Source organism: Micromonospora sp. NPDC050276, assembly GCF_044459545.1.
Classification (GTDB): Bacteria; Actinomycetota; Actinomycetes; order Mycobacteriales; family Micromonosporaceae; genus Micromonospora.
In genome coordinates, this window is record NZ_JBITJA010000022.1 from 12,739 (window position 1) to 38,593 (window position 25,855).

Genomic DNA, 25,855 nt, shown 5'->3' on the forward strand with positions numbered 1-25,855 from the left:
ATGCGCGCGACAAACCGGAAGATCACCTGCGAGGACCCTGATGGCAGTAGCGCCGCCCGAGAACGGCACACCTCCCAATCCCGCCCACCCCCGTAACGGCTTCGACCGGTTCTTCGAGATCTCCGCCCGTGGCTCGACGGTGAGCCGTGAGGTACGCGGTGGCCTGGCGACCTTCTTCACGATGGCGTACATCGTGGTGCTCAACCCGCTGATCCTGGGCGGTGCCGTCGACGGTGCCGGCCAGACCCTCCCGATTCCCGCGCTGGCTGCCGCTACCGCGCTGGTGGCCGGACTGATGACCATCCTGATGGGTGTGGTCGGCCGGTTCCCGCTGGCGCTCGCCGCTGGTCTGGGCGTCAACGCGCTGGTGGCGTACGAGATCGCCCCCGAGATGACCTGGGCCGACGCGATGGGCCTGGTGGTGATCGAGGGTGTGATCATCGCGGTGCTGGTGCTGACCGGTCTGCGGACCGCGGTGTTCCGCTCGGTGCCGACGCAGATGAAGACCGCGATCGGCGTCGGCATCGGTCTGTTCCTGACCATCATCGGCCTGGTGGACGCCGGTTTCGTCCGACGCATCCCGGACGCCGCCAACACCACCGTTCCGGTCGGCCTCGGCATCGGCGGCAAACTGGTGAGCTGGCCGATGCTCGTCTTCGTGGTGGGCCTGCTGATCACGCTGGTGCTGGTGGTCCGCCGGGTGAAGGGCGCGATCCTGATCGGCATCCTCGTCTCGACGGTGCTGGCGGTGATCGTGGAGGCCATCGGCAACATCGGCCCGTCGTTCGTCGACGGGAAGCCCAACCCGAAGGGTTGGTCGCTGAACGTGCCGGAGCTGCCCAAGACGGTGGTGGACCTGCCGGACCTGTCGCTGCTCGGCAAGTTCAACGTGCTCGACTCGTGGGGGAGGGCCGGCTGGCTGGTCGTGCTGATGTTCATCTTCACGCTGTTGATCACCGACTTCTTCGACACCATGGGCACGATGGTCGCGGTCGGCCAGGAGGGCGGCCTGCTCGACGAGCAGGGCACCCCGCCGAAGGCCAAGGAGATCCTGCTGGTCGACTCGATCGCCGCGGCGGCCGGTGGTGCGGCCAGCACCTCCAGCAACACGTCGTACATCGAGAGCGCCGCCGGTGTCGCGGAGGGTGCCCGGACCGGGGTGGCCAACCTGGTCACCGGCGTGCTCTTCCTGCTCGCCATGTTCCTGGCACCGCTGGTCGTGATCGTGCCGTTCGAGGCGGCGTCGACGGCGCTGGTGGTGGTCGGTTTCCTGATGATGACCGCGGTGCGGACGATCGACTGGTCCGACTACGAGATCGCCATTCCGGCGTTCCTCACGATCGTGCTGATGCCGTTCACCTACTCGATCTCCAACGGGATCGGCGCTGGTCTGATCACCTTCGTGGTGGTCAAGCTGGCTCGGGGCAAGGCCCGGGAGGTCCATCCGTTGCTGTACGGGGTGGCCGCGCTGTTCGTGCTGTACTTCCTGCGTGGGCCGATCGAGTCCCTGGTGCTCTGAGGCACGTCCGGGCGGGGAGCCGATCAGGATTCCCCGCCCGTACCATCGGAATCCCCTCGTGAGCCTGGTCATAACGGATGTCGTTAGCCATGCTCATTAGTTAAGCTAACTACTGTGACGGAGCGGACGGTGACGGCGGAACGCGTGCCACCGGCGCAGCTGGCTCCCCAGCTGCGTGATGCGATCACCCGACTCAACCGGCGGGTCCGCCAGGCCCGACCGGTCGGCGACCTCACGGTCACCCAGGTCTCCGCGCTCACCAGCCTGCGGCTGGCGGGCGCGATGACGCCTCGGGAATTGGCCGACGTGGAGCGGGTGCAGCCGCCGACGATGACCAAAATCGTCGGGAAGTTGGAGGACCGCGGCCTCGTGCGGCGGACACCCCATCCGACCGACGGGCGGCAGGTCATCCTCGCGGCAACCGAAGGAGGGCAGGCCGTGCTCGACCAGTTCGAGCGGGCCCGCGACGAGTGGCTGGCCCACCGGCTGGCTGCCCTCGACGAGGACGAACGGGAGACCCTGCAAAGGGCCGCCGAGATTCTTCAGCAGCTCGCTCGCGCCTGAGCCGCACCCGCGCCACCGGGTCCGTGCCGTCACCTGTCGATGACGCGTACGTCCGGAGGAGGCGCACCAAGAGTGCAGGCGAAGCTGAGCACGATGTTCCAGTCCCTACAGGTCCGCAACTACCGCCTCTTCGCATCCGGGCAGCTGATCAAGCTGATCGGCGTCTGGATGATGTTCATCGCCCAGGACTGGCTCGTCCTCGAGCTCTCCAACAACTCGGCCACCGCGCTCGGCGTGGTCACCGCCTGTCAGTTCACCCCGGTGCTCTTGCTCACCCTGCTCTCCGGGCGGCTCGCCGACCGGTACGACAAGCGGGTGTTGCTGTTCGCCGCTAACGCCTTCTGGAGCATGCTGGCGCTCGGCATGTCCGTGCTGGTCCTCACCGACCTGGTGCAGCTCTGGCACGTCTTCGCGTTCGCCGCGCTGCTCGGCACGGCCAACGCCGTCGAGACGCCGGTCCGGCAGGCGTTCGTCTCCGAACTCGTCGGCACCCCACTGCTGCCAAACGCGCTGTCGCTGAACGCCGCCGTGTTCAACTCCGCCCGGATCGTCGGCCCCGCAGTCGCCGGCCTGGCCATCGCCGCGTTCGACGTGGGCCCGGTCTTCCTCTTCACCGCCCTCAGTTCGGTCGCGCCCCTGGTCAACGTGGTTCGCATGCGGACGGCCGAGCTGCACCGCGACGCCCTGCTGCCGCGCGACGAGCGGGCGTCCGCCCGGGTCGTCGACGGCCTGCGGTACGTGTGGCGCCGCCCCGATCTGTTGTTGCCGATGGCGGTCATGTCGGTGATCGGCATGTCGTTGTTCAACTTCCAGCTCACCCTGGCCGCGTTGGCGAAGACGGTGTTCAACACCGGTGCGGCCTCGTTCGGCCTGTTCAGCACGGCGCTGGCCGTCGGTGCGCTCGGCGGCGCGCTCAGTGGCACCGGTCGGCGTAGCCGTCCCTCGGTGTGGCTGGTCCTGGGCGCGGCGATCGCCTGCGCCAGCTTCGGCACCCTGGTCGGCCTCTCCTCGGCGTACTGGCTGGTCGTGGTGCTGCTGGTGCCGACCGGGTTCTTCATGGTCTTCTTCGCCCAGGCCGCCAACCAGCGGGTCCAGTTGGGGGTGGACGCGGCCTTCCGGGGTCGGGTGATGGCCCTGTGGGTGCTGGTGTTCCTGGGCACCAACCCGGTCGGCGCGCCGCTGATCGGTTGGGTCGCGGAGCACTACGGTGCCGGTGCCAGCATCTGGATGGGCGGGCTCATCTCGCTGGCCGCCGCCGTGATCGCCCTCACCTGGCAGCTACGCCACTCCGGTGCCCGGTTGCGCTTCCGGGTGCTGCCGATGCCCCGTTTCTACGTCACCTCCACCGACTGCTGAGGTTTAGGCCGGAGCTGGGCCGGGTCCCGTTGCGCGGATCGCGCGGATCCGGCCAAAGCGCTGGCGGGGTGGCACGGCGGGGCTTAGCGTCGATATGTGGGAGTCGGACGCGCGCTGATGCTGGCCCTGGCACTCCTTGCCGTGGCCAGTCTGCCGGCGGCATTTGCCCTGCTCTTCTGCTACGACGAGATCGTCGACCGGGTGGTCTGCGGCTGGTCCGAGTGGCGGGAGCGCCGCCGGGAGAGGCGCACGATCGCTCGGCTCGACCGGGCCATCGAGGCGGACGCGCTGACCCGGGACATCGACCTCAGCGAGTTCGACCGCATCGACCGGCGGCCGCTGGAGCAGCTCGCCGCTGACCTGCGTCGCCTCGGCGGTCAGCGGCTCGGCGGCACCGGCCGGTCGATGGTCTGGCACAGTGCGCTGCTCCAGGCGTACGACGACCGGCTCCGGCTCGCCTGCCGCGCCCTCGGCGTCACCGAGCACCTCGCCGAGCTGGAGGGTGTCGATCAGGAGATCGAGCGGGTCCGGGTGGAGGGTGTGCTGCACGCCGCCGGGCTGACCCTGCCAGCGGCGCGCGCCGGGCACCGGCAGCGGCACCGCTGACCGGCCGCGCGCTGTGCGACTCTTCGTCGCGGTCGACCCGTCCGTCGAGGCGGTCAATCACCTCGGCGTACGGGTCGCCCGGCTGCGCGTCGCGGCGGCGACCGCCACCGGCGTCAACGTCCGGCTTGCCGACCCGGCCGACCTGCACCTCACCCTGGCGTTCCTCGGTGCCGTCGAGGCTGCCCGGCTGGTCGAGGTGGAGAGTGCGCTCGGCTTGGCCGCCGAGCGGTTCCGGGACAGCCGGGATGCCGTACCCCGGTTGCGCCTGGGTGGCGGTGGCCGGTTCGGCCCGGATCGGTCCACCGTGCTCTGGGTGGGCCTCCGGGGGGGAGCTCGAGGCGTTGCACGTGCTGGTCGGGCTGATCCGGTCCCGACTGAACCACGGCCGGCTGCCGTGCGACGAGAAGCCGTTCCGGCCGCACCTGACCATCGCCCGGCCCGGCGACCGGATGGCCCCGGCCGAGGTCGAGGCCGACCGGGTCAGCCTGGACGGGTACGAAGGGCCATCGTGGCCGGTTTCGGAGCTGCTGCTGGTGCGCAGTTACCTCGGCGGCCGACCGCGCTACGAGCGGATTGCCGCCTGGTCACTCTGATCTGGCGGGACTTCGCTGGTCGCGGTGGAAGGACTGCTGCGCAGAACCTCGCGGGCCTGTTCGGCGGCGCGGGTGATGCTCTCGCTGATGAAGTCGAGGAAGCGGGCGATGTTCTCCAGCCGGGCGGCGGCGGGGGTGTGCGCGCCGAGGAGGGCGACGCCCTGGCGCGCGGTCGCGACGAGATGGTCGTTGGCCCGGGCGCTGGCGATCGTGGCCTGGTAGAAGAGCTCGTCGTCGACAACGTAGCGGTCGCGGCGGCGTTCGTCGCGTTCGCGGCGAACGAGGCTCTGGCTCTCAAGGAAGGTGATCGCCTTGGAGATCGACGCCGGGCTGACCTGGAGGCGCTGGGCGAGTTCCGAGGCGGTGAGACTGCCCGAGTCGGTGAGGAACAGGTTGGTCATCACCCGGGCCGCCATCTTGGTCAAACCGGAGGCCATGAGGACGGTGGTGAACGCCTCCTCGTACTCGGCCACGGCCTGGGCGTCGCGTCCGTCCGGTCGGGAGGCCGCCCCGGCCCCACGGAAGGTGGCGGGCTTGCGCCGGTGGGCGCGGCCTTCGGTAGCGCGGTGGGCTAGATCGGCGCGGTAGACGACGGGGCCGCCGTTGCGCATCACCTCACGCGTGACCGTCGACGTGGGACGGTCGAGGCGTCGGGCGATCTCGGCGTAGGGGAGGCTGTCGGCCAGCCCCAGCGCGATCTGCTGGCGTTCCTGCTGGCTGAGCCTGCCTCCCGGCATCGCGATCTCCCTGGTGGTCCCGTAGGGCGGTCTCGGACTCCGTCACCTTAGCGTTTACCGACTACAAATGCAACGCAAGGGTGGACCCTGTTGCATTAAATGCAGGATCGTTGCAACGATCCAAACCGCGTTAGCAGGTAAAACGGCTTCTCACTGCAACAAGCTTGTTGCCACAGAATCGAAAGCAACGTAGCTTTTCCCACATCGGAAACAAGCGCCAACCTGGGAGAGCACGATGCAGACGTTCGACACCCCCGCCCCGATCTCCGCCGTCCTGGACATCCCCGCCGGACGCGTCCAGCTCATCGCCGCGGACCGCGCCGACACCACCGTCGAGGTCCTCCCGGCCGACCCCGCCAAGAGCCGCGATACCAGGACCGCCGAGCAGACCACCGTCGCGTACACCGACGGCGTCCTGCGAATCACGACCGCACGTCCCATCAACAAGCTCTTCGGCCCCTCCGGATCCCTGGAGGTCACCGTCCGGCTGCCCGCCAACTCCCAAGTCGAGGTCAAGGCCGCCAGCGCCGAGCTTCGGGGCGTCGGACGCCTCGGCGATCTCGCCTTCGACGGGGCGTACCGGCGGATCAAGATTGACGAGGCCGCCAGCGTTCGCCTCACCGCGATCGACGGCGACGTCGAGGTCGGCCGGCTCAACGGCCCCGCCGAGATCAGCACCGCCCGGGGCGACATCAGGATCGCCGAGGCCGTGCGCGGCCGGGTCGTTCTCCGTACCCAGTCCGGCGACATCTCGGTCGCCGCGGCGGCCGGCGTCTCGGCCGCCCTGGATGCCGGCACCGGCTACGGCCGCGTCGACAACGCCCTCAAGAACGACGGCACCACCGAACTCGACATCCACGCCAGCACCCTGCAGGGCGACATCAGTGCCCGCAGTCTCTGAAAAGGACGGATTGAGATGACGAACAACAACAACCCCTCGACCATCTCGACGTGGACCGGCATGGTGGCGGTCGACGACACGGCCCTCGCCGTCACCGACACCGGCGGTCCCGGCATCCCTGTGGTCTACCTCAACGGCCAGTTCGCCACCCAGGGCTACTGGCGGCGCGTCATCGCCGACCTGGGCGGCGGGTTCCGGCACATCACCTACGACGAGCGGGCTCGCGGCAGGAAGTCGAAGCGGTCAGCCGACTACTCGTTCGAGGCGGCGGTCCGGGACGTCGACGCCGTTCTCGCCGCCCGGGGGGTGCACCAGGCGGTACTGGTGGGCTGGTCCTACGGAGCGGTGGTCGGGGCGCACTGGGTCAACCGGAACCCGGAGCGCGCCCTGGGCGCGGTCCTGGTCGACGGCGCGTTCCCGCACGACTGGCTCGACGACGCCATGGCGCAGCGGATCCGCAAGATGTTCCGACGGATGAACCTGTTCATGCCGCTGCTGCGCCCGACCGGCCTGACCCCACGAATGAACGCCGACCAGATGGCGGACAGCAACATCGAACTCGGCGAACTCTCCCGCGAACGCGAGCTGGGCCCGGTGCTGGACGCCATCACCGTCCCGGTGCGGTACGTGGTCGCCTCCGGAACGTCCCTCGGGAGCCGTGGCGACGAGCAGGAGACGATCCGCGCCAGCCTCGACGCGGTGATCGCCCGCAACCCGAACATAACGATCGGCGCGAAGGTCGCCAGCAACCACGGTGCGATCCTCAAGAAGGACTTCCGGGCCGTCGCCGAGGCCGTACGCGGGGTCGCCGCCCCTCATCCCGAAGGCGCCGGAGACATTCGGTGAGGTCAGAACGCTCGCGTTGACGGGTGGCGCAAAGTCACCCGTCACCGCGAAGCGTCAGGAGGATTCGCGGGCCGCCGGGCCGCTGCCGAACAGCACGTCGTCCCAGCTCGGCAGCCGCTTGCGCGGCTTGCCGTTGGCATCGGTGGACTCGCCGCCGGCGGCCGCCGCGGCGCCCGTCCGGCGAGGCCGCAGCACCGCCAGCGACGGCACGGCCGGCACCTCCTTGGGCGCGTCCGAATCGTCGTCGAAGGCCGAGCCCTGGCCACCGCCGAGCAGCGCCGCGGCACCCCCACCGACCGGTCGCTGCCGGGGCGCGTCCGATCCGGCGAGAGCAGCCGGAGTACGCGGCTCAAGCCCGCGACCCGACGAGGCGCCGAGCGGGCGGTCCAGGGAGGCGAGCAGCGCGTCCCGGCCGGCACGGATCGGATCGCGGCCGGGGCGCGGGTGCTCGGACGCGGCCGGCAACCCGTGCCCGCCACGACTCGGCTCACCGCGCGACGGGCCGGGCAGAGCATGCCCGCCCCGCTCCGGCGCCGGCTCCTGACCCAGGATCGGCGTGGGCCGCTCGGCGCAGAGATATTGCGCCATGTCGTCGTGCGGGGTCACCGACTGTCGGGTCTTGTCGAGATCCCAGATGGCCTGCGCGGTGGCCTTGCCCGACGGCCAGGTGGCGATGATCCGCCAGGTGCCGTCGTCACGCCGGTACGCGTCCCAGGAGATCTTCTCGGTGTCGATGCCGTGCTGGCTCAGCCGACCGTTGACCACCTCGGCGAGCGGGGTGGGCTTCTCCGCACCCTTGAGGCGGGTGCGGCGGGCGTGCTGGGCGAGCATCGCCCGCTCCTGCAGGACGGGGCCGGCATAGCGCAGCACCCGGTCGACCGGCACCCCGGCGATCCGGGCGACATCCTCCGCGGACTCGCCGGAACGGATGCGGGCCTGAATGTCCCGAGGGGACAGTGACGGAACCGGGTCGGCCGCGGTGGGCGCGACCGCCAGCGGCGGCGCACCGGGGTCGGCGTGCAACGCACCGGAGATCCGTTCGTCGATCGGCAGGGCGAGCAGCCGCCCGACCTCGTCGGCGAGAACCAGGGCATGGCCGTCCTCGGAGAGGGCGACGAAGCGTACTGGGCGCATAGCGTTGCCTCCGTCCCGCTTCGCTGGCCGCACGCCACGAGTCGGCCACCCAGGCGTCTCGGACCACCGTACGCGCATCTGCCTCGGGGTGGGGGAAGCGACACCCCGCATGTCGTGACTGAGCTGCGGCGATGATCACGGTCGGTGTCCGTTGAAGCCCCAACGGACACCGACCGTGACGAAGCTCAGAGTCGCTCGACCACGTAGTCGATGGACGCGGTCAGCGCCTCGACGTCAGCCGGCTCGACGGCCGGGAAGAGCGCCACCCGCAGCTGGTTGCGACCGAGTTTGCGGTAGGGCTCGGTGTCCACGATGCCGTTGGCGCGCAGCGCCTTGGCGATCGCCGTGGCGTCCACCCCGTCGGCGAAGTCGATGGTGGCGACCACGTTGGAGCGCAGCGCCGGGTCGGTGACGAACGGGGTGGCCACGCTGGACCGCTCGGCCCAGCCGTACACCGTGGCGGCGCTCTCGGCCGTGCGCTTCGCCGCCCAGGCCAGCCCACCCTGCGCGTTCATCCAGTCGGTCTGCTCGGCGGCCAGGAAGATGGTGGCCAGCGCCGGGGTGTTGTAGGTCTGCTCCAGCCGCGAGTTGTCGATCGCGGTGACCAGGTCGAGGAAGGCGGGGATGTAGCGCCCGGACGCCTTGATCTCGGCGGCCCGGTCCAGGGCGGCCGGTGACATCAGGGCCAGCCAGAGGCCGCCGTCGGACCCGAAGCACTTCTGCGGAGCGAAGTAGTAGACGTCGGTCTCGCCGACGTTGACCTCCAGGCCACCCGCGCCGGAGGTCGCGTCGACCAGCAGCAGCGCGCCCTCGTCGGCGCCGGCCACCCGGCTGATCGGGACGGCCACACCGGTCGAGGTCTCGTTCTGCGGCGTCGCGTACGCGTCCACGCCGGACTCGGCGACCAGGGCCGGGGCGCTGCCCGCGTCGGCCTTGCGGACGGTCGGCTCACCCAGGAACGGGGCGTCCTTGACCGACTTGGCGAACTTGGCGCCGAACTCGCCGAAGCTGGCGAACTGGGCCCGGTCGCGAATCAGGCCGAAGGTGGCGACCTCCCAGAACGCCGTGGTGCCACCGTTGCCGATGACGACCTCGTAGCCCTCGGGCAGCGAGAAGAACTCGGCGATGCCGGAGCGCAGCCGGGCCACCTGGTCGCGGACCGTCTTCTGCCGGTGCGAGGTGCCGAGGTAGCTGGTCGCGACCTCGGCGAGCGCGGACACCGCGGCGGGGCGGACCTTGGACGGGCCGCAGCCGAACCGTCCGTCGGCGGGCTTGATCTCGTCGGGAATCCGGATGATCGGTGCGTCAGCCACGGTCTTGAAGATCCTTCCGCAAGGGCGAGGGCGGGCCCGGCGACACTGCCGACCCTCATCCTCGCACCCGCCCCGGTCAGCGATGGGCGGGGTCCCGGCGGTGGGGCTGAGTCCTTCGCCACAGTCGGCCCCACCAGCCGACGAGAAGGGCCCCTCCCCGACGCTCGGCGTCGGGAAGGGGCCCCTTCGGATGGCTCAGACGCCGTGCGGGATGGCGGCCCAGCCCTCGACGTCGGACGGCTTGCGCGTCTCCGGGCCGATGTAGCGGGCGGACGGGCGGACCAGCCGCTGGAGGCGCTTCTGCTCCAGGATGTGCGCGCTCCAGCCGCCCATCCGCGCGCAGGTGAACATCGAGGTGAACATGTGCGCCGGCACCTCGGCGAAGTCCAGCACCACGGCCGACCAGAACTCGACGTTGGTGGCCAGCACCCGGTCCGGGCGGCGGGCCTGAAGCTCGGCGAGGGCGGCCTTCTCCAGTGCCTCGGCGATCTCGAAGCGCGGGGCACCCAGCTCCTTGGCCGTCCGTCGGAGCACCCGGGCGCGCGGGTCCTCGGCGCGGTAGACGCGGTGGCCGAAGCCCATCAGCCGCTCGCCGCGGTCCAGGACACCCTTGACGTAGCCCTCCGCGTCTCCGCTGCGCTCCACCGCCTCCAGCATGCTGAGCACCCGGGACGGAGCGCCGCCGTGCAGCGGGCCGGAGAGGGCGCCGATGCCGGAGGAGATGCAGGCAGCCGCGTCCGCCCCGGTGGAGGCGACGATGCGGGCGGTGAAGGTGGACGCGTTCAGGCCGTGCTCGGCGGCCGAGATGAAGTACGCGTCGACGGCCTTGACGTGCCGTGGGTCGGGCTCGCCGCGCCAGCGCTTCATGAACCGCTCGACGATGGTCTGCGCCTTGTCGATCTCCTTCTGCGGCACCGCCGGCAGGCCGAGGCCACGAGCGGACTGGGCCACGAACGAGAGCGCGGTCACCGAGACCCGGGCCAGATCCTCCCGGGCCTGCTCGTCGGAGATGTCCAACAGCTGGTTGAGACCCCAGTACGGGGCCAGCATGGCGACCGCGGACTGCACGTCGACGCGGATGTCACCGGAGTGCACCGGCACCGGGAACGGCTCGGCCGGCGGCAGGCCCGGCCCGAACCGGCCGTCGACCAGCAGCGCCCACACGTTGCCGAACGACACCTGGCCGATCAGATCCTCGATGTCGACTCCGCGATAGCGCAGCGCGCCGCCCTCGCGGTCAGGTTCGGCGATCTCGGTCTCGAAGGCGACGACGCCCTCCAGCCCGGGTTTGAAATCGGCCATGTCGCTCTCCTGGATCTGGTCGGTGCGCCCGATCGCTCATCCGGCCCGATCGGCCGAGCGCCTTAGGCGACCCTCAGGGATGTGTTCGGAACATCTTGCCTGCTGAGTAAGGGATACGCGACCCGCTGCGACTGTGCTGCACGCGACATCCCCGGACGCGCATTCTCCGCCGCACTCGGTGAGACTGGGCAGGGCGGGCTGGCCAGCGCGGGAGGGCGTTGGGCGGAGCGCCGAGAAGGAGTGGGGACGTGACGGGTGACACACCCGCCCCGGCCGCGATGCGTAACGAGTACGCCGCGGACCTGGGCCTGACCGAGGCTGACCTGGCCGTCGACTGGCACACGCAGTTCGACAGCTGGTTCGCCGACGCGGTGGCTTTCGGGCTACCCGAACCGAACGCCATGGTGGTGGGCACCGCCGACTCGGCCGGCCGGCCGAGCGGACGGACGGTGCTGCTGAAGGGGTACGACCCGGAGGGCTTCGTCTTCTTCACCAACCACCTGTCCCGCAAGGGCGTCGAGGCGTCCGCCAACCCGTACGCCAGCCTGGTCTTTCCGTGGTTTCCCATGCAGCGTCAGGTGGTGGTCGCCGGACGGGTCGCGCACGTCGACCGCGCGACGAGCGAGGCGTACTTCGCCAGCCGACCGCGCGGCTCCCAACTGGGCGCGTGGGCCAGCCCGCAGTCCCAGGTCGTGTCGGGCCGGGCGGTGCTGGAGGAGCGGTACCAGGAGGCGGCCGGGCGGTTCGCCGACCAAGCCGAGATCCCGACCCCGCCGCACTGGGGCGGATTGCGGGTCCAACCCGAGTCGGTGGAGTTCTGGCAGGGCCGGGCCGGCCGGTTGCACGATCGGCTCCGCTTCCGTCGCCTCGACGAGGGTGGCTGGATCGTCGAGCGGTTGGCGCCGTGACGGGTGTGCAGGAGACCCGGCCGCGCGCCGCGCGCCGCTGGGCGATCGACGCGCGTCCGCTGCGGGTGCCGGCGTACCGGCGGCTCTGGCTCGGCAACACCGTGGCGATGTTCGGCTTCCAGTTCACCGCCGTCGCGGTGCCGGTGGAGATGTACGCCCTGACCCGGGACTCGTTCTGGGTGGGTCTGCTGGGTGTGGCTGCCTTCGTACCGTTGCTGGTCTTCGGGCTCTGGGGCGGCGCGGTCGCCGACGCCCGCGACCGCCGTGCGGTGCTGCTCGGCGGCTCATTGTTGCTTTGGGCATCCACTCTCGGGCTGTTGATCCAGGCACTGCTGAACGTGGGCAGCCCGGTGCTGCTGTTGGTGTTGATGGCGGTGCAGTCGGTGGCCTTCGCGATCAGCTCGCCGGCTCGCAGCGCCATGCTGCCCCGGCTGGTGCCGGAGGACCTGGTGGCGCCCGCGACCACGCTGAACTACACGACCTTCACGGCCGCGTCGGTCGCCGGCCCGCTCGCCGCCGGCCTGATCCTCTCCGCGTCGCCGGACACCACGGTGGTCCTGCCGATCGCGTACGGGGTGGACGCGGTGCTGTTCACCGCCATGCTCTGGGCCGCGTTGCGGCTGCCGTCGCTCCCACCCGAGCCGACCGCCGACGGCCAGGCCCGGCGGGCCGGCCTGGCCAGCGTCGTCGACGGCTTCCGCTACCTGGCCACCACGCCGGTCCTGCTGCTGTCCTTCGCGGTGGACCTGATCGCGATGATCCTGGCCATGCCACGGGCCCTCTTTCCAGAGATCGCGCACGAGCGGTTCGGTGGGGGTGGCGCGGTCGGCCTGCTCTACAGCGCCATCGCGATCGGCTCGATGATCGGTGGGCTGACCTCCGGCTGGATCGGCCGACTCCGCCGGCAGGGGCTCGGCCTGGTGCTCGCGGTGGTCGGCTGGGGCCTGGCCATCGCCGCGGCGGGGTTGGCCCGCCAGCTCTGGTTGATGGTCGTGCTGCTCGCCGTGGCCGGCGCGGCCGACCTGATCAGTGCGGTGCTGCGGCAGTCCATGCTGCTGGTCTACGCGCCGGACCGGATGCGCGGCCGGCTCCAGGGCGTCAACACGGTGGTGGTGGCGGGTGGCCCACGCCTGGGCGACCTCCGCGCCGGCACCATGGCCGCGGGGTTCGGCGGCGGGGTGGCCTGGGTGGCCGGCGGGCTCGCCTCCGCGGTGCTCGTGGTGGTGCTCGCGGTCGCGTTCCCGGCGCTGCTGCGCTACCGCGTGGCGACGGCGTCGAGCGACGAGCGGACCTGACCGGTTAGGGTCGCCGGCATGGAAAGCCCTGATTCGCGCCCGTTCTCCGGTGCCCAGTGGACCATCTCCGCCGCCGGCCACGAGGCCGTCATCGTGGAGGTCGGCGGTGGGCTCCGGACGTACCGGCACGACGGTGTCGACCTGGTCGACGGCTATCAGACCGACGAGGTCTGCCCCGGTTGCACCGGGCAGGTGCTGGCACCCTGGCCGAACCGGATCCGCGATGGCAGCTACTCGTTCGGCGGACAGACGCACCAGCTCGCACTGACCGAGCCGGAGCGGCACGTGGCCATTCACGGGCTGGTCAACTGGGTGCCGTGGCAGTTGTTGGAGCAGTCGGCGGACGCGGTGACGGTCGGCTTCGACCTGCCGCCGCAGCCCGGCTACCCATGGCCGCTGCGGCTGCGCAGCCGGTGGAGCGTCGACGCGGACGGGCTGCGCGCCGAGCACGAGGTGACCAACATCGGTGCGGAGTTGGCCCCGTTCGGCTTCTCCGTGCACCCGTACCTGCAGCTGCCGGGCGTCGCGGTGGACGACCTGGTGCTGCGGCTGCCCACCCGGAGTCGGGTGCTGGTGGACGGTCGACTGCTGCCGGTGGGGGCGACCCCGGTGGCCGGCACCGAGTACGACTGGACCAGCCCTCGGCGGATCGGCGCAGCCGTTCTGGACTCCTGCTTCGGCGACGTGATCCGGGACGCCGACGGCGGCTCGTCGGTGAGCCTGTCCGCGCCGGACGGCTCGGCCGGGGTGAGCATCTGGGCGGATGCCGAGTTCGGCTGGTGGCAGGTCTTCACCGGCGACGCCCTCAGCGGCGAGCGGCACCGCCGTTCGGTGGCGATCGAGCCGATGACCTGCCCACCGGACGCGTTCCGGTCGGGCAAGGACCTGCTCACGCTCAAGCCCGGCACGACCTGGCGGGGTGCCTGGGGCATCCGCCCCGGGGCCTGATGGAGTTCGCCGAGGTCGTCCGCCGTCGGCGGATGGTGCGCAACTACGACCCGGACCGTCCGGTCCCGCCCGACGTGGTGGACCGGCTGCTCGACCACGCGGTCCGTGCTCCGTCGGCCGGCTTCGCCCAGGGGTGGGGTTTCCTGGTGTTGGAGGAGCCGGCCGATCGGGACCGGTTCTGGGCCGCCACCACCCCCGAGGGCGGCGGGCGGGAGCGGTGGCTCGCCGGCATGCGTCGGGCACCCCTGATCGTGGTGCCGCACGCCAACGAGTCGGCCTACCTGCGGCGGTACGCGGAGCCGGACAAGGGCTGGACGGATCAGTCCACCGACCGGTGGCCGGTGCCGTACTGGCACGTGGACACCGGCTTCGCGGCGCTGCTGATGCTGCTCACCGCCGTGGACGAGGGCCTGGGGGCGTGCTTCTTCGGCATTCCGCCGCAGCGGCTCGCCTCCTACCGGGACGCGTTCGGCGTGCCGCTGGAGTATCAACCCATCGGTGCCGTCACAATCGGTTACCGGGCGGCCGACCATCGGTCACCATCGCTGCGCCGTGGGCGTCGTTCGATGGACGAGGTGGTGCGGCGCGGTCGGTGGAACTGAGGTTGCCGTCCCGTTCATCCCATTGAGGATCGGACGACCGGTAGCGAAACTGACATCAGGGAGCAGAACGCAACGTGCGCCGGGCGGCTAGGCTGGCACGGTCATCGGTGCCGCGCCGCGCGGTGCCCGCCGCGGCCCGGCTCGGCGCCGTCGGTCGGCCCGGCCACGGGGAGGGGAGCGTGCCGTCGTGATCTTCAGAGCGGTCCGGGACGGGCGTCCCTATCCGGAGCACAATCTGACGCTCAAGCAGTGGGCGGAGATTCCGCCGCGACCACTGCGTCTGGATCAGATGATCACCACCAAGCGCGAGCTGGCGCTGGACAAACTCCTCGCCGAGGATTCCACCTTCTACGGCGACCTCTTCCCGCACGTCGTGCAGTGGAACGGCGGGCTCTACCTGGAGGACGGGCTGCACCGGGCGCTGCGCGCCGCCCTGCAGCAGCGCAACCAGATCCACGCTCGGGTGCTGGTGCTCTCCGAGGCGATCGAGTGACGAGCCCTTCTTTCGCGCGCTGAACCTTCGTTAGGGTGGCGTCCATGACCGCTCCGCTGGACCTGCTCGACCTGGACCCGTCGCTCACCGAGGAGGAGCGGCAGATCCGGGACGTCGTCCGTCAGCTCATCGACGACCGGGTGCGCCCGCACGTCGCCGACTGGTACGAGGACGGCCGGGTGCCGGCACGGGAGCTGGCCCGCGAGTTCGGCAAGCTCGGCCTGCTCGGCATGCACCTGACCGGTTACGGCTGCGCCGGTGCCTCCGCGGTCGCCTACGGGCTGGCCTGCCAGGAGCTGGAGGCCGGCGACTCCGGCGTCCGCTCCCTGGTCTCCGTGCAGGGATCGCTCGCCATGTACGCCATCTGGCGCTACGGCAGCGAGGAGCAGAAGCAACGCTGGTTGCCGTCCATGGCCACCGGCGAGGCGATCGGCTGCTTCGGCCTGACCGAGCCCGACCACGGCTCCGACCCCGCCTCGATGGCCACCCGGGCCCGCCGTGACGGCGACGACTGGGTGCTCACCGGCGGGAAGATGTGGATCACCAACGCCCCGATCGCGGACGTCGCGGTGATCTGGGCCCGCACCGACGAGGGTGTCTGCGGCTTCGCCGTACCAATGGACACGCCCGGCGTCACGGCCCGGGAGATCCGCCGCAAGATGTCGCTGCGCGCGTCGCTGACCGGCGAGATCGTGCTCGACGACGTCCGACTCCCGGCGGACGCCCAACTGCCCGAGGCGGTCGGGCTCAAGGCGCCGCTGAGCTGCCTCACCGAGGCCCGCTACGGCATCGTCTGGGGTGCCGTCGGCGCCGCCCGCGACTGCCTGGAAACCACCCTGGCGTACGCCACCACCCGCACCCAGTTCGGTCGTCCACTCGCCGGTTTCCAGCTCACCCAGGCGAAGCTCGCCGACATGGCCGTCGAGCTGGTGAAGGGGCAGCTGCTCGCGCTGCACCTGGGCCGGCTCGCCGATGCCCACCGGCTGCGGCCCGAGCAGGTCAGCGTGGGCAAACTGAACAACGTGCGGGAGGCCCTGGCCATCGCCCGGCAGTGCCGGACCATCCTCGGCGCCAACGGCGTTTCCGGCGAGTACCCGGTGATGCGGCACGCCAACAACCTGGAGAGCGTGCTGACGTACGAGGGCACCTCCGAGATCCACCAGCTGGTCATCGGGCAGCGGCTCACCGGGCTCTCCGCGTTCGCCTGACCTGCCGGTTCGCGCCTTCCTGACGCTCGACGCGCGACTGTCGTATCGGGGCCGTACCGTCATTCACAGACGACGTGTCTGACGAGGACGGTGAGCGTGATGGCCCGCGACGCTGGCAGCAACGAGCCCACGAGGGAGTTCCCCGGTTACCCGACCGGCGACGACCTCAAGGCGCGGTCGACCGCGACACCCGAGCCAACCACGGACGGGCCGGGCGGCCCCGGTGGGCCCGGCGGCCCTGGTGGCCCGACGACCGGTGGCGACGGCCCCGGCGGTGGCGGCCCCGGTGGTGGCGGTGGGGCGGCCCGAGGTCTGCTCCTCCTACTCGGCGCCGCCGCGCTGGCCGTGGTCGTGCTGCTCGGCATCCAGGCGACCGGCATCCTGCCGGAGTTCCGCAACCCGTTCGCCAAGGAGCAGACCGACCGCAGCCAGCCACCGCTGCTGAAGTCGATCCAGGACCTCAGCCGCTACGTGGCCGCCGAGGGCAACTTCCAGGTCGTGGTCGACACCCAGAACGACCGGCGCAACGTTCCGGATTTCCTGCTCAACGAGCGCACCCTGTTCGTCGGAGCCGGCAGCGTCGAGGCGTACGTCGACTTCGCCAAGATTGGTGAAGGTGCCGTCGTGCAGTCCGCCGACGGCAAGTCCGTCGAGATCAAGCTGCCCGCACCGCAGCTCGGCGAGACCAATCTCGACATGGAGAAGAGCTACGTCTTCGCCGAGCAGCGCGGTCTGCTCAACCGGCTCGGTGACCTGGTCGGCAACGACCCCAACCGGCAGCAGCAGGTCTACCAGCTCGCCGAGGACCGGATCACCTCCGCCGCTCGGGACAGCGGGCTCTCCGCCCGAGCGGAGGAAAACACCCGCAAGATGCTGGAAGGGCTGCTCCGCTCGCTCGGCTACCAGCAGATCACGGTCACCTACATCGCACCCTGACCTGCCTCATCTTGGACGCCGAAGCGCCCGCCCCGACGAGAATCGGGGCGGGCGCTCCCGTCTGCCACCATCCTTGCCCGCCGGACGCGGGCCGCGGGCCTGCGCCGTGTCGCGTCTGCCACCGCGCCCTCGACCGCCGAAGGCGGGTCGCCAGCCCCGCGCCTTTGTCGCGTCTGCCGCCGCGCACTCGCCCACCGGACGCAGGCCGCGGGTCCGTGCCGTGTCTGCCGCCGCGCCCTCGACCGCCGAAGGCGGCCGCCGGCCCGCGCCTTGCACGGCGTGTGCAGGTTGATCGACTCGACGTCACTGAAATCGGGGTATCGCGGCGGCCTCGACACCCCGACATCAGGGATATCGAGTCGATCAACGGCAAGGTCGGCCGCGCGGGCACCGCGCGGAGACGCGCCCGCGCGCCCGCGCGCCTGCGCGCCTGCGCTACCCAAGATCCGTGCAACTTCAGGGACGGTGGTGCCTCGGACGCTCGTGAGGCAGCCACTTCCCTGAAGTCGCGCCGTGGCCAGGGCCGGGCGCGACATGGCCTCGACGGGGCGTCAGTTGCACCGTGGTCAGGGCCACCGGATCAGGGGTGCGGGTCAGTGTCCGGTGGAGGCGAGGTAGCGGTCCTCGTTGGGCATCAGCACCCAGAGGATCAGGTAGACGATTACCTGGGTGCCGGGCAGCAGCAGGGACAGCAGGAACAGCAGCCGGACCATTCCGGCCGACATGCCGAAGCGCCGACCGAGGCCGGCGCAGACACCGGCGAGCATGCGCCCCTCGCGGGGCCGGACCAGTTTGCGACTCATCGTCGTACTCCCACTCTGCGGCGGTGCGCCGCGTCTGCAATCCACGGTAGAAAGGGATGGCCACCTCGCCCTCGGTCCCGAGGAGGAGTGGCAACCCGTGGACCCGTAGGTGCTTTACCCGGGCCGCCCTCGGCTGACGCCTCCGAGCACGCCGCCGTCTCCGAGCACGCCGCCACCTCCGAGCACGCCGCCACCTCCGAGCACGCCGCCGTCTCCGAGCACGCCGCCGTCTCCGAGCACGCCGCCGTCTCCGAGCACGCCGCAACCTCCGAGCACGCCCGCCGCCCACCGCGGCAGGCGTTCACGTCCCGGACCGGGTGGGCGGTGAGCTGGGCGGGTAGGCTGGCTGATCGGCCTTCCACACCCCGGAGGGTCGGCACCCATACCCCGGACGGTCACCAGCGGGGCCGTCCGACCGGCGGCCACGACCCGGCCGGTTCCCGTACGCCGGGACGACGGCGAGGAAGCGCAGCCATGATCAGTGTTTTCGACCTCTTCAGCGTCGGTATCGGGCCGTCCAGCTCGCACACGGTGGGGCCGATGCGGGCCGCGCGCACGTTCGTTGGCGGTCTCAAGGCCGACGGGCTGCTCACCCACACCGCGCGGGTGCAGGCCGAGCTGTTCGGATCGCTGGGCGCCACCGGGCACGGCCACGGCAGCGACCGGGCCGTGCTGCTCGGGCTGTCGGGTGAGTCGCCGGAGACGGTCGATACGGACACCGTGGGTCCTCGGGTCGAGCGGATCCGGGCCGAGCGGCGGATCAGCATCCTGGACGCGCACGAGATCGACTTTGACCCGGATCGGGACCTCACGCTGCACCGCCGCCGGTCGCTGCCGTACCACCCGAACGGGATGACCTTCGTGGCGTACGACGGGGCTGGTGCCGAGCTGCGCAGCCGCACCTACTACTCGGTCGGTGGCGGTTTCGTGGTGGACGAGGCGGCGGCCGGCGCGGACCGGATCAAGCCGGACAGCACCGTGGTGCGGTACCCCTTCCTGACCGGGGCGCAGCTGCTCGACGTCACCACCGCCACCGGCCTGTCGATCAGCGAGGTGATGCTGGCCAACGAGCGTTCCTGGCGCAGCGAGGCGGACATCCGGGCCGGTCTGCTGGAGATCTGGCGGGTCATGCAGGAGTGCGTGCAGCGCGGCTGCGAGCGCGACGGCGTACTCCCTGGGGGGTTGAAGGTGCGGCGGCGCGCGGCGGAGCTGCGGCGCGGTCTGGAGGCGGACGCCGGCACGGCCGACCCGCTGCACGCGATGGACTGGGTGACGCTGTTCGCCCTCGCGGTGAACGAGGAGAACGCGGCGGGCGGCCGGGTGGTCACCGCGCCGACCAACGGCGCGGCCGGGATCATCCCGGCGGTGCTGCACTACTACACCCGGTTCGTGCCGGGCGCCGATGACGAGGGTGTGGTGCGGTTCCTGCTGACGGCCGGCGCGATCGGTGTGCTGTTCAAGGAGAACGCGTCGATCTCCGGCGCGGAGGTCGGCTGCCAGGGTGAGGTCGGTTCGGCGTGCTCGATGGCGGCGGCGGGGCTGGCCGAGGCGCTCGGCGGCACCCCGAAGCAGGTGGAGAACGCGGCCGAGATCGGGATGGAGCACAACCTAGGCCTGACCTGTGACCCGGTGGGTGGCCTGGTGCAGATCCCCTGCATCGAGCGGAACGCGGTGGCTAGCATCAAGGCGATCACGGCTGCCCGGCTGGCGCTGCGCGGCGACGGGGTGCACAAGGTGTCGCTGGACAAGGTCATCAAGACCATGCGGGAGACGGGCGCCGACATGAAGGTCAAGTACAAGGAGACGGCGCGTGGCGGTCTGGCCGTCAACGTGATCGAGTGCTGAGTCCGGCCGATTCGGGGCATTCGTTCACCGACTGCTAACCTGTCGTCCGTTTCAGGAGGCGGGAGGCTGCGGTGACCTCTGGCGTCGCGGCGTTGTGGTCGCACCGCAACTCGCTGCGCATCCTGGTCAGACGGGACCTGGCGGTCAAGTACCAGCAGTCGGTGCTCGGCTACTTCTGGTCGTTGATCGAGCCGCTCGGCATGGGCGCCATCTACTGGTTCGTCTTCGGGGTGCTCTACTCCCGCGACACCGGTCGGCACCTCGGTGAGGCCGCCGGGTCGTACCCGCTGTTCCTGATCACCGGCATCTTCGCCTGGATGTGGACCAGCTCGGCGCTGAGCGAGGCGACGAACGCGCTGACCGGCCAGTCCCGGCTGATCACCACGATGAACGTGCCGCGTCAGGTCTTCCCGATCGGCCGGGTGACCGGCCGGTTCGCCGAGTACGCGGCCGGCCTGCCGATCCTGATCGCCATCGCGGTGATCTACGCGGTGCACGGTCGGATCCACCCCGGCTGGTCACTGCTCTCCCTGCCGCTGGCGGTGGCCGTGCAGGCCGTGCTGTTGACCGGGCTCGCCCTGCTGCTGTCGGCGTGGAACGTGCTCATGCGCGACGTGGAACGGTTGATGCGGCTGATCATCCGGGTGCTCTTCTACGCCACACCGATCATCTATCCACTCAGCCTGGTCCGGGAGTCCGGCCTGCCCGGCTGGCTGAAGGTGGGGTACGAGCTGAACCCGCTGGTCGGGATCTTCCAGCTGCACCACGCGATCTGGTACCCGGACGAGTTCCCGGACGCCCGGCTGCTCGCCACGACGATCGTCGGCAGTCTGTTGGTGCTGGCCGCCGGCTGGTGGTCGTTCCGCCGGCTGGAACCCGCCGTGCTCAAGGAGCTCTGAGGTGGCCGCGCCGATCATTGAGGCGGACGGCCTGGGTATCCGGTTCGTCCGTAACCGGCGCCGCCAGCTGCGGCTGCGGGAGTTGTTCATCCACCGGGGTGCCCGTGGTGCGCTGCCGGGCCAGTTCTGGCCGCTGCGGGACGTGTCGTTCACCATCGAGCCCGGCGAGACCGTCGGGGTGATCGGACGCAACGGCACCGGTAAGAGCACCCTGCTGCGGCTGATCGCCGGGGTGCTCATTCCGGACGAGGGCGGCATCCGGGTGCACGGCGCGGTGGCGCCGTTGCTGGAGTTGTCCGCCGGTTTCTCCAACGACCTGACCGGCCGGGAGAACCTGCACCTGGTAGGTGGGCTGCACGGGCTGTCGACGAGCTACCTGAAGCGGCACTTCGACGAGATCGTCGAGTTCGCCGGTGAGCAGGTGGAGCGGGCCATCGACACGTCGGTGCGGCACTACTCGTCGGGAATGAAGGTGCGGCTCGGCTTCGCGATCATCTCGCATCTGCCGCACCCGATCCTGCTGATGGACGAGGTGACCGCGGTCGGGGACGCGGAGTTCCGCAAGAAGTGTTACGCGACGATTGATCGTCTGCTCGGGGAGGGGCGCACGCTGGTGCTGGTGTCACACAACGAAAAGGACCTGACCCGGTTCTGCCGTCGGGGGTTGTACCTCGACGCGGGCCGGTTGACGCTCGACGGCACCATCGCCGAGGCGCTCGACGCGTACCACGCCGCGGTCACGCGGTGACGCTCGCGATCGTGCTCGCCGCCGGAACGTCCGCGGCGGGCCTGACCACGGCGACCGGCGAGCCGCTGGCCGACCGCCTGGCCGCCCAGTTGCGCGTGGCCGGGGCGGACGAGGTCCGCTTCGCCGCCAACCTCGACGAGCTGACCGACCTGGTCGCCACCGCGACCGCCCCCGTCTTGATCACCGGCACCGACCTGGTGGCGCACACCGCCGTGCTGCGGCACCTGGCCACCAGCCCGGCGGGGCCCACGGTGGCGCTGGTGCTCGGCGACCCGCCGGTGCCCGGCCGGACGGCCGTGCGGGAGGAGCGCGGCCAGGTGGTCGACGCCGGCGCGGTGGGCACCCTCGACGGGGACGCCACCGGTGTGTTCGGCGGCGCGCTGCGGGTTGGCGTGGACGACCTGCCGACCCTGGCCGCCGCCGCCCGAGCCGCCGCGACCGGGATGCTCCCCGTCGCCGCCCCGATCGGCCCGGCCGGTGATGTCGCGCCGCGGCCGGCGACCGGTGGGGTCGGGTCCGGCGGGTCGGCCGCGGCCGGTGGCCCCGGGTCCGCCGTGGACCGGCTCTTCGCGGGTCTCGCGGCGCTCGGCACCCTGATCTTCGCCCAGCGGGTACGCCTGCTCGTCGCACACCGGGTCGAGGACGCCGCCGGGCTCGTCGCTGCCGAGGCGGCGGTGACCGCGGTCGACGAGGACCGGGCCGAGCTGCGGCTGTCGGTGAAGGAGAAGGACGACTTCTTCTCCACCTACTTCGTCAGCACCTGGTCGCCGTACGTGGTCCGGCTGGCGGCCCGGCTCCGGCTCACCCCGACCGGGGTGACGGTGATCTCGGTACTCTTCGCGCTGGGCGCGGCGGTGCTGTTCGGGGTCGGGGGGCGACCCGCGCTGGTCGGTGGTGCGGTGCTGCTCTACCTCGGCTTCGTGCTCGACTGTGTGGACGGCCAGTTGGCCCGCTACACCCGGCACTTCAGCGCCTGGGGCGGTTGGCTGGACACGATGGCCGACCGGGCCAAGGAGTACCTGGTCTACGCCGGGCTGGGCTTCGGGGTGAGCCACGCCGGGCTGGGCAACGGCTGGGCGCTCGCGATCGCCGCGATGACGCTGCAGACCGTCCGGCACATGACCGACACCTGGTACGGGGTGCTGCACGACGAGGCGGCCCGTCGACCGCGTACGGCGACGGGTGCCAGCGGCGGGATCGGTGACCGGCTCAACGCGGCGTCGACCCGGGTGCAGGCGGACACCGGCTCGGTGTCGTACTGGCTGAAGCGGACCGTGGTCTTCCCGATCGGTGAGCGCTGGGCGCTGATCGCACTGACCGTGGCGCTGTTCAATCCGCTGGTCAGCCTGATCGCCGTGCTGGTCTGGGGGGTGTTGGCGTTCGCGTACACCGGGGCGCTGCGGACGCTGCGGGCCCGCTGGATGTGGGTGCCGGTGCTGGACACGGTCGACGCCACCCTGCACCGCGACGACGGGCCGTTGGCCCGCTGGTTGCCGGTGGTCCGCCCGATGGGGCCGCTGACCCTGGCGGTGATCGCCGCGCTCGGCCCGGCGGTGCTGTTGGTCGGGGCGCTGCTGAGTGACGCGCCCGAGGGGCTGCGCTGGGCGGTGCCGGTGGCGTTGCTGGTGCTGCTGGTCGGCGGCCTGGGTGCCGGGGCGGCGCACAACGGTCCGTTGGACTGGCTGGTGCCGGCGGCGTTGCGGGCCGCCGAGTATCTGTTCGCCATCGCGGTCGGGGTGGTCGGTGCGGCGCCCGGCTGGTTGATCTTCGGGTACGTCTTCGTGCTCACCGTGCACCACTACGATTTGACCGCCCGGCTGGAGAAGCGGCAGGCGGCGCCTCCTCTGCACCCGGCGACGCTGGGCTGGGAGGGGCGCTCGGTGCTGGTGGCCCTCGCGGCGATTGCCGGCATGGCGGGTATCGGGCTGGCTACACTCGGTGCGTACCTTCTCGTGGTTTTCGTGGTGAGCGTCGTCCTGGCCTGGTTCGTGCGACCGGCCCGTAGCGCGCGGGCGTCGGTCGCGCCGGCGGGCGCTGGAGGTGCCGCGCCGCGCTGACGGAGGGCGGCCGGATGACCCTGATCAGCTTCGTGGTGCCGGCCTTCCGGGTGCAGGGCTACCTGCGGGAATGCCTGGACTCCATCCTCGGTCAGCCGGAGACCGACATCGAGGTGATCGCCGTCGACGACTGCTCGCCGGACGCCAGCGGCGACATCATCGACGAGTACGCGGCCCGCGACCAGCGGGTCCACTCGGTCCGACTGCCAGAGAACGTCGGCCTCGGTCCGGCCCGCAACATCGGGCTGGACCGGGCCGTCGGCGAGTACGTGTGGTTCCTCGACGGCGACGACTGGCTGGCCCCGGAGTGCCTGACCGAGGTCGCCGAGCGGCTACGGGTCACCCGCCCGGACGTCCTGCTGGTCGACCACGTCCGCACCCACTGGAACGACACCGCCACCCGCAGCGCGATGGCCGAGGTGTTTCCCGAGTCGCCCGGCCCGGGCACCTTCCGGTTGCGGGACCGGCCGGAGGCGATGCACCTGCTGCACACCGCGTGGAACCGGTTGGTCCGCCGGGAGTTCCTCGTCGATCTCGGGCTGCGTTTCGCGCCCGGCTGGTACGAGGACGTCTCGTTCAGCTACCCGGTGCTGATGGCCGCGCGGCGGATCGGCGTACTGGATCGGGTCTGCGTCAACTACCGGCAACGCCGCGCCGGCGCGATCACCCGGACCCGGGGCGACCGGCACTTCGAGGTCTTCCCGCAGTGGCACCGGGTCTTCCACCTGATGGATTCGTGGGGGCCGGCGGCGGAGGCCCTGCGGCCGGCGGTCTTCGAACGGATGATCTGGCATTACCTGACCGTGCTCGGCAACGGTCAGCGGATCGCCCCGGAGTTGCGGCCGGCGTTCTTCGCGCAGATCACCGCCGACTACGAGCGCTGGCTGCCGCCCGGCGGCTACCCGGTGCCGGACGGGGTCGAGGGGATCAAACACAAGCTCGTCGCCTCCGGGCGCTGGCGCACCTTCAGCGCGTTGCGGGCCGCGAGCCGGGCCCGCGACGCCGCCCGCCGGCAGGCCCGTACCGCTCGGCGCAAGGTCGGCCCGGTCGCCCGGCGCGGTGCCCGGCTGACCCGCGATGGGCTGCTGCGCGAGTACTACCGGGCCGAGTTGCGCAGGCCGGTCGATCCGACGCTCGCGGTGTACGCCGCGTACTGGTACCGGGGATACTCCTGCAACCCGGCGGCGATCTACGAGGTGGCCCGCCGGTTGGCGCCGGGGGTGCGCGGCGTGTGGATCGTGCGCCGGGACCGGGTGGACAGCGTGCCGGACGGGGTGGAGTACGTGGTCGCCGGAACACCGGCGTACTACCGGGTGCTCGCCCGCGCCCGGTGGTTGGTCAACAACGTCAACTACCCGGACTTCGTCCGTAAGCGACCCGAACAGGTGCACCTGCAGACCCACCACGGCACGCCGGTCAAGGTGATGGGGCTGGATCAACAGCGCTACCCGATCGGCGCGGGGCGGATGGACTTCGCCGGGCTGCTGCGCCGGGTGGACCGCTGGGACTACAGCGTCAGCGCCAACAGCTTCTCCACCCAGATGTGGGACCGGGCCTACCCGGCCACGTACACGACCCTGGAGGTGGGTTACCCGCGCAACGACCGGCTGGTCACGGCCGGTCCGGAGGAGGTGCGCCGGCTCCGCGCGGAGTTCGGCCTCGACCCCGACGAACAGGTCGTCCTGTACGCCCCGACCCACCGTGAGCACCTGCCCGGCTACCGGCCGCCGTTCGACCCGGACCGGTTCGTGCAGGCGCTGGGAGATTCGGGCCGGTTGCTGATGCGCAGCCACTACTTCCACGACCGTGATCGACGTCCGGGCCAGCCGAAGGACTGGGAGCGGGTCCGCGACGTCAGTGGCTATCAGCGGGTGGAGGATCTCTACCTGGTGGCTGACGTGCTGGTCACCGACTACTCGTCGGCCATGTTCGACTATGCGGTGCTGGACCGGCCGATCGTGCTCTACACGCCGGACTGGGAGGCGTACCGGCTGGCCCGGGGGGTCTACTTCGACGTCACGGCCGAACCGCCGGGCGCGGTGGCCGCCACTTTCGCCGATCTGCTCGACCTGTTTCGTACCGACGCGGTGCGCTCGGACGCGGCGGCCAAGGCGCGCGAACACTTCCGGGCCCGATTCTGCACGTTGGACGACGGGCGGGCCGCGGAGCGGGTGGTGCGCCAGGTGTTCCTCGGGGAGCCGGACGGACGGTCCACCCGCTGTTGATCGGGTCTTCTGTCATG

At 71.1% G+C, this 25,855-nt stretch carries 24 protein-coding genes and 1 pseudogene; 19 read left to right on the top strand and 6 right to left on the bottom strand.

Going from position 1 to position 25,855, the window contains the following annotated elements; genetic code table 11:
- The first annotated feature begins 40 nt into the window (after positions 1-40).
- The 5 genes and pseudogenes from ACIBF8_RS29880 to thpR all read left to right on the top strand — a co-directional run bounded on the left by ACIBF8_RS29880 (position 41) and on the right by thpR (position 4,638).
- Entirely contained in the window at positions 41-1,519 is a 1,479-nt protein-coding gene (locus ACIBF8_RS29880; protein ID WP_396787261.1) for an NCS2 family permease, read from the top strand.
- A gap of 114 nt (positions 1,520-1,633) precedes the next feature.
- Positions 1,634-2,083 (top strand): MarR family winged helix-turn-helix transcriptional regulator, encoded by a 450-nt coding sequence (locus ACIBF8_RS29885; RefSeq protein ID WP_030486369.1) that lies wholly within the window; start codon positions 1,634-1,636, stop codon positions 2,081-2,083.
- Between the two features lie 72 nt (positions 2,084-2,155).
- Entirely contained in the window at positions 2,156-3,439 is a 1,284-nt protein-coding gene (locus ACIBF8_RS29890) for an MFS transporter (protein ID WP_396787262.1), read from the top strand.
- A gap of 96 nt (positions 3,440-3,535) precedes the next feature.
- The gene (locus ACIBF8_RS29895; protein WP_396787263.1) at positions 3,536-4,045 is read left to right on the top strand and encodes a hypothetical protein; all 510 of its coding nucleotides are present in this window, start codon (positions 3,536-3,538) and stop codon (positions 4,043-4,045) included.
- A gap of 13 nt (positions 4,046-4,058) precedes the next feature.
- Positions 4,059-4,638 (top strand): annotated as a pseudogene (gene thpR / locus ACIBF8_RS29900) (RNA 2',3'-cyclic phosphodiesterase).
- Here thpR and ACIBF8_RS29905 read toward each other — a convergent pair.
- On the bottom strand, positions 4,608-5,375 hold the full coding sequence (locus ACIBF8_RS29905) for a helix-turn-helix domain-containing protein (protein ID WP_396787264.1): 768 nt from the start codon (positions 5,373-5,375) through the stop codon (positions 4,608-4,610). The pseudogene thpR and the gene ACIBF8_RS29905 sit on opposite strands and share 31 nt — an antisense overlap.
- Before the next feature lie 235 nt (positions 5,376-5,610).
- On the opposite strand from ACIBF8_RS29905, the gene ACIBF8_RS29910 reads away from it, so the two are divergent.
- Both ACIBF8_RS29910 and ACIBF8_RS29915 read left to right on the top strand, forming a co-directional pair.
- Positions 5,611-6,276, top strand: coding sequence for a DUF4097 family beta strand repeat-containing protein (locus tag ACIBF8_RS29910; protein ID WP_396787265.1), 666 nt, complete (start codon positions 5,611-5,613; stop codon positions 6,274-6,276).
- A 15-nt stretch (positions 6,277-6,291) separates the two neighbouring features.
- On the top strand, positions 6,292-7,122 hold the full coding sequence (locus tag ACIBF8_RS29915; RefSeq protein ID WP_396787266.1) for an alpha/beta fold hydrolase: 831 nt from the start codon (positions 6,292-6,294) through the stop codon (positions 7,120-7,122).
- Between the two features lie 54 nt (positions 7,123-7,176).
- On the opposite strand, the gene sepH is transcribed toward ACIBF8_RS29915, so the two are convergent.
- The 3 genes from sepH to ACIBF8_RS29930 all read right to left on the bottom strand — a co-directional run bounded on the left by sepH (position 7,177) and on the right by ACIBF8_RS29930 (position 10,871).
- Positions 7,177-8,256 carry a septation protein SepH gene (gene sepH, locus ACIBF8_RS29920; RefSeq protein WP_396787267.1) on the bottom strand — a complete coding sequence of 360 codons (1,080 nt, stop codon included), beginning with the start codon at positions 8,254-8,256 and terminating at the stop codon, positions 7,177-7,179.
- Positions 8,257-8,441: 185 nt separating this feature from the next.
- Positions 8,442-9,569, bottom strand: coding sequence for a phosphoserine transaminase (gene serC / locus ACIBF8_RS29925; protein ID WP_366630549.1), 1,128 nt, complete (start codon positions 9,567-9,569; stop codon positions 8,442-8,444).
- Positions 9,570-9,764: 195 nt separating this feature from the next.
- Positions 9,765-10,871 carry a citrate synthase 2 gene (locus ACIBF8_RS29930; RefSeq protein WP_124774249.1) on the bottom strand — a complete coding sequence of 369 codons (1,107 nt, stop codon included), beginning with the start codon at positions 10,869-10,871 and terminating at the stop codon, positions 9,765-9,767.
- Between the two features lie 278 nt (positions 10,872-11,149).
- Between ACIBF8_RS29930 and pdxH the strand changes: the two genes are divergently transcribed.
- From pdxH to ACIBF8_RS29965, 7 genes are all read left to right on the top strand, one after another.
- The gene (gene pdxH / locus ACIBF8_RS29935; protein WP_396787315.1) at positions 11,150-11,779 is read left to right on the top strand and encodes a pyridoxamine 5'-phosphate oxidase; all 630 of its coding nucleotides are present in this window, start codon (positions 11,150-11,152) and stop codon (positions 11,777-11,779) included.
- Positions 11,776-13,074, top strand: a complete 1,299-nt coding sequence (locus tag ACIBF8_RS29940) for an MFS transporter (protein WP_396787268.1) — start codon at positions 11,776-11,778, stop codon at positions 13,072-13,074. The genes pdxH and ACIBF8_RS29940 overlap by 4 nt, the downstream gene beginning before the upstream one ends.
- 18 nt (positions 13,075-13,092) lie before the next feature.
- Positions 13,093-14,022 (top strand): aldose 1-epimerase family protein, encoded by a 930-nt coding sequence (locus ACIBF8_RS29945; protein WP_396787269.1) that lies wholly within the window; start codon positions 13,093-13,095, stop codon positions 14,020-14,022.
- Entirely contained in the window at positions 14,022-14,624 is a 603-nt protein-coding gene (locus ACIBF8_RS29950) for a nitroreductase family protein (protein WP_396787270.1), read from the top strand. Before ACIBF8_RS29945 ends, ACIBF8_RS29950 begins: the two co-directional genes overlap by 1 nt.
- A gap of 187 nt (positions 14,625-14,811) precedes the next feature.
- Positions 14,812-15,117, top strand: a complete 306-nt coding sequence (locus ACIBF8_RS29955) for a type II toxin-antitoxin system VapB family antitoxin (RefSeq protein WP_396787271.1) — start codon at positions 14,812-14,814, stop codon at positions 15,115-15,117.
- A gap of 44 nt (positions 15,118-15,161) precedes the next feature.
- Entirely contained in the window at positions 15,162-16,325 is a 1,164-nt protein-coding gene (locus ACIBF8_RS29960; RefSeq protein ID WP_396787272.1) for an acyl-CoA dehydrogenase family protein, read from the top strand.
- 99 nt (positions 16,326-16,424) lie between these two features.
- Positions 16,425-17,261, top strand: a complete 837-nt coding sequence (locus ACIBF8_RS29965) for a DUF4230 domain-containing protein (protein ID WP_396787273.1) — start codon at positions 16,425-16,427, stop codon at positions 17,259-17,261.
- A 593-nt stretch (positions 17,262-17,854) separates the two neighbouring features.
- Here the strand turns inward: ACIBF8_RS29965 and ACIBF8_RS29970 are convergent.
- A complete protein-coding gene (locus tag ACIBF8_RS29970; protein WP_030329606.1) occupies positions 17,855-18,064 on the bottom strand; it encodes a PspC domain-containing protein in 210 nt (69 codons plus the stop codon).
- A gap of 114 nt (positions 18,065-18,178) precedes the next feature.
- Positions 18,179-18,322, bottom strand: coding sequence for a hypothetical protein (locus tag ACIBF8_RS29975; protein ID WP_396787274.1), 144 nt, complete (start codon positions 18,320-18,322; stop codon positions 18,179-18,181).
- 216 nt (positions 18,323-18,538) lie between these two features.
- Here ACIBF8_RS29975 and ACIBF8_RS29980 point away from each other — a divergent pair, with 216 nt between their 5' ends.
- From ACIBF8_RS29980 to ACIBF8_RS30000, 5 genes are all read left to right on the top strand, one after another.
- A complete protein-coding gene (locus ACIBF8_RS29980; protein ID WP_396787275.1) occupies positions 18,539-19,909 on the top strand; it encodes an L-serine ammonia-lyase in 1,371 nt (456 codons plus the stop codon).
- 71 nt (positions 19,910-19,980) lie between these two features.
- Positions 19,981-20,808, top strand: a complete 828-nt coding sequence (locus ACIBF8_RS29985) for an ABC transporter permease (RefSeq protein WP_396787276.1) — start codon at positions 19,981-19,983, stop codon at positions 20,806-20,808.
- A gap of 1 nt (position 20,809) precedes the next feature.
- Positions 20,810-21,556 carry an ABC transporter ATP-binding protein gene (locus ACIBF8_RS29990; protein ID WP_396787277.1) on the top strand — a complete coding sequence of 249 codons (747 nt, stop codon included), beginning with the start codon at positions 20,810-20,812 and terminating at the stop codon, positions 21,554-21,556.
- Positions 21,553-23,613 (top strand): DUF5941 domain-containing protein, encoded by a 2,061-nt coding sequence (locus tag ACIBF8_RS29995; protein WP_396787278.1) that lies wholly within the window; start codon positions 21,553-21,555, stop codon positions 23,611-23,613. The genes ACIBF8_RS29990 and ACIBF8_RS29995 overlap by 4 nt, the downstream gene beginning before the upstream one ends.
- Positions 23,614-23,627: 14 nt before the next feature.
- The gene (locus tag ACIBF8_RS30000) at positions 23,628-25,838 is read left to right on the top strand and encodes a CDP-glycerol glycerophosphotransferase family protein (protein WP_396787279.1); all 2,211 of its coding nucleotides are present in this window, start codon (positions 23,628-23,630) and stop codon (positions 25,836-25,838) included.
- Positions 25,839-25,855: the final 17 nt, after the last annotated feature.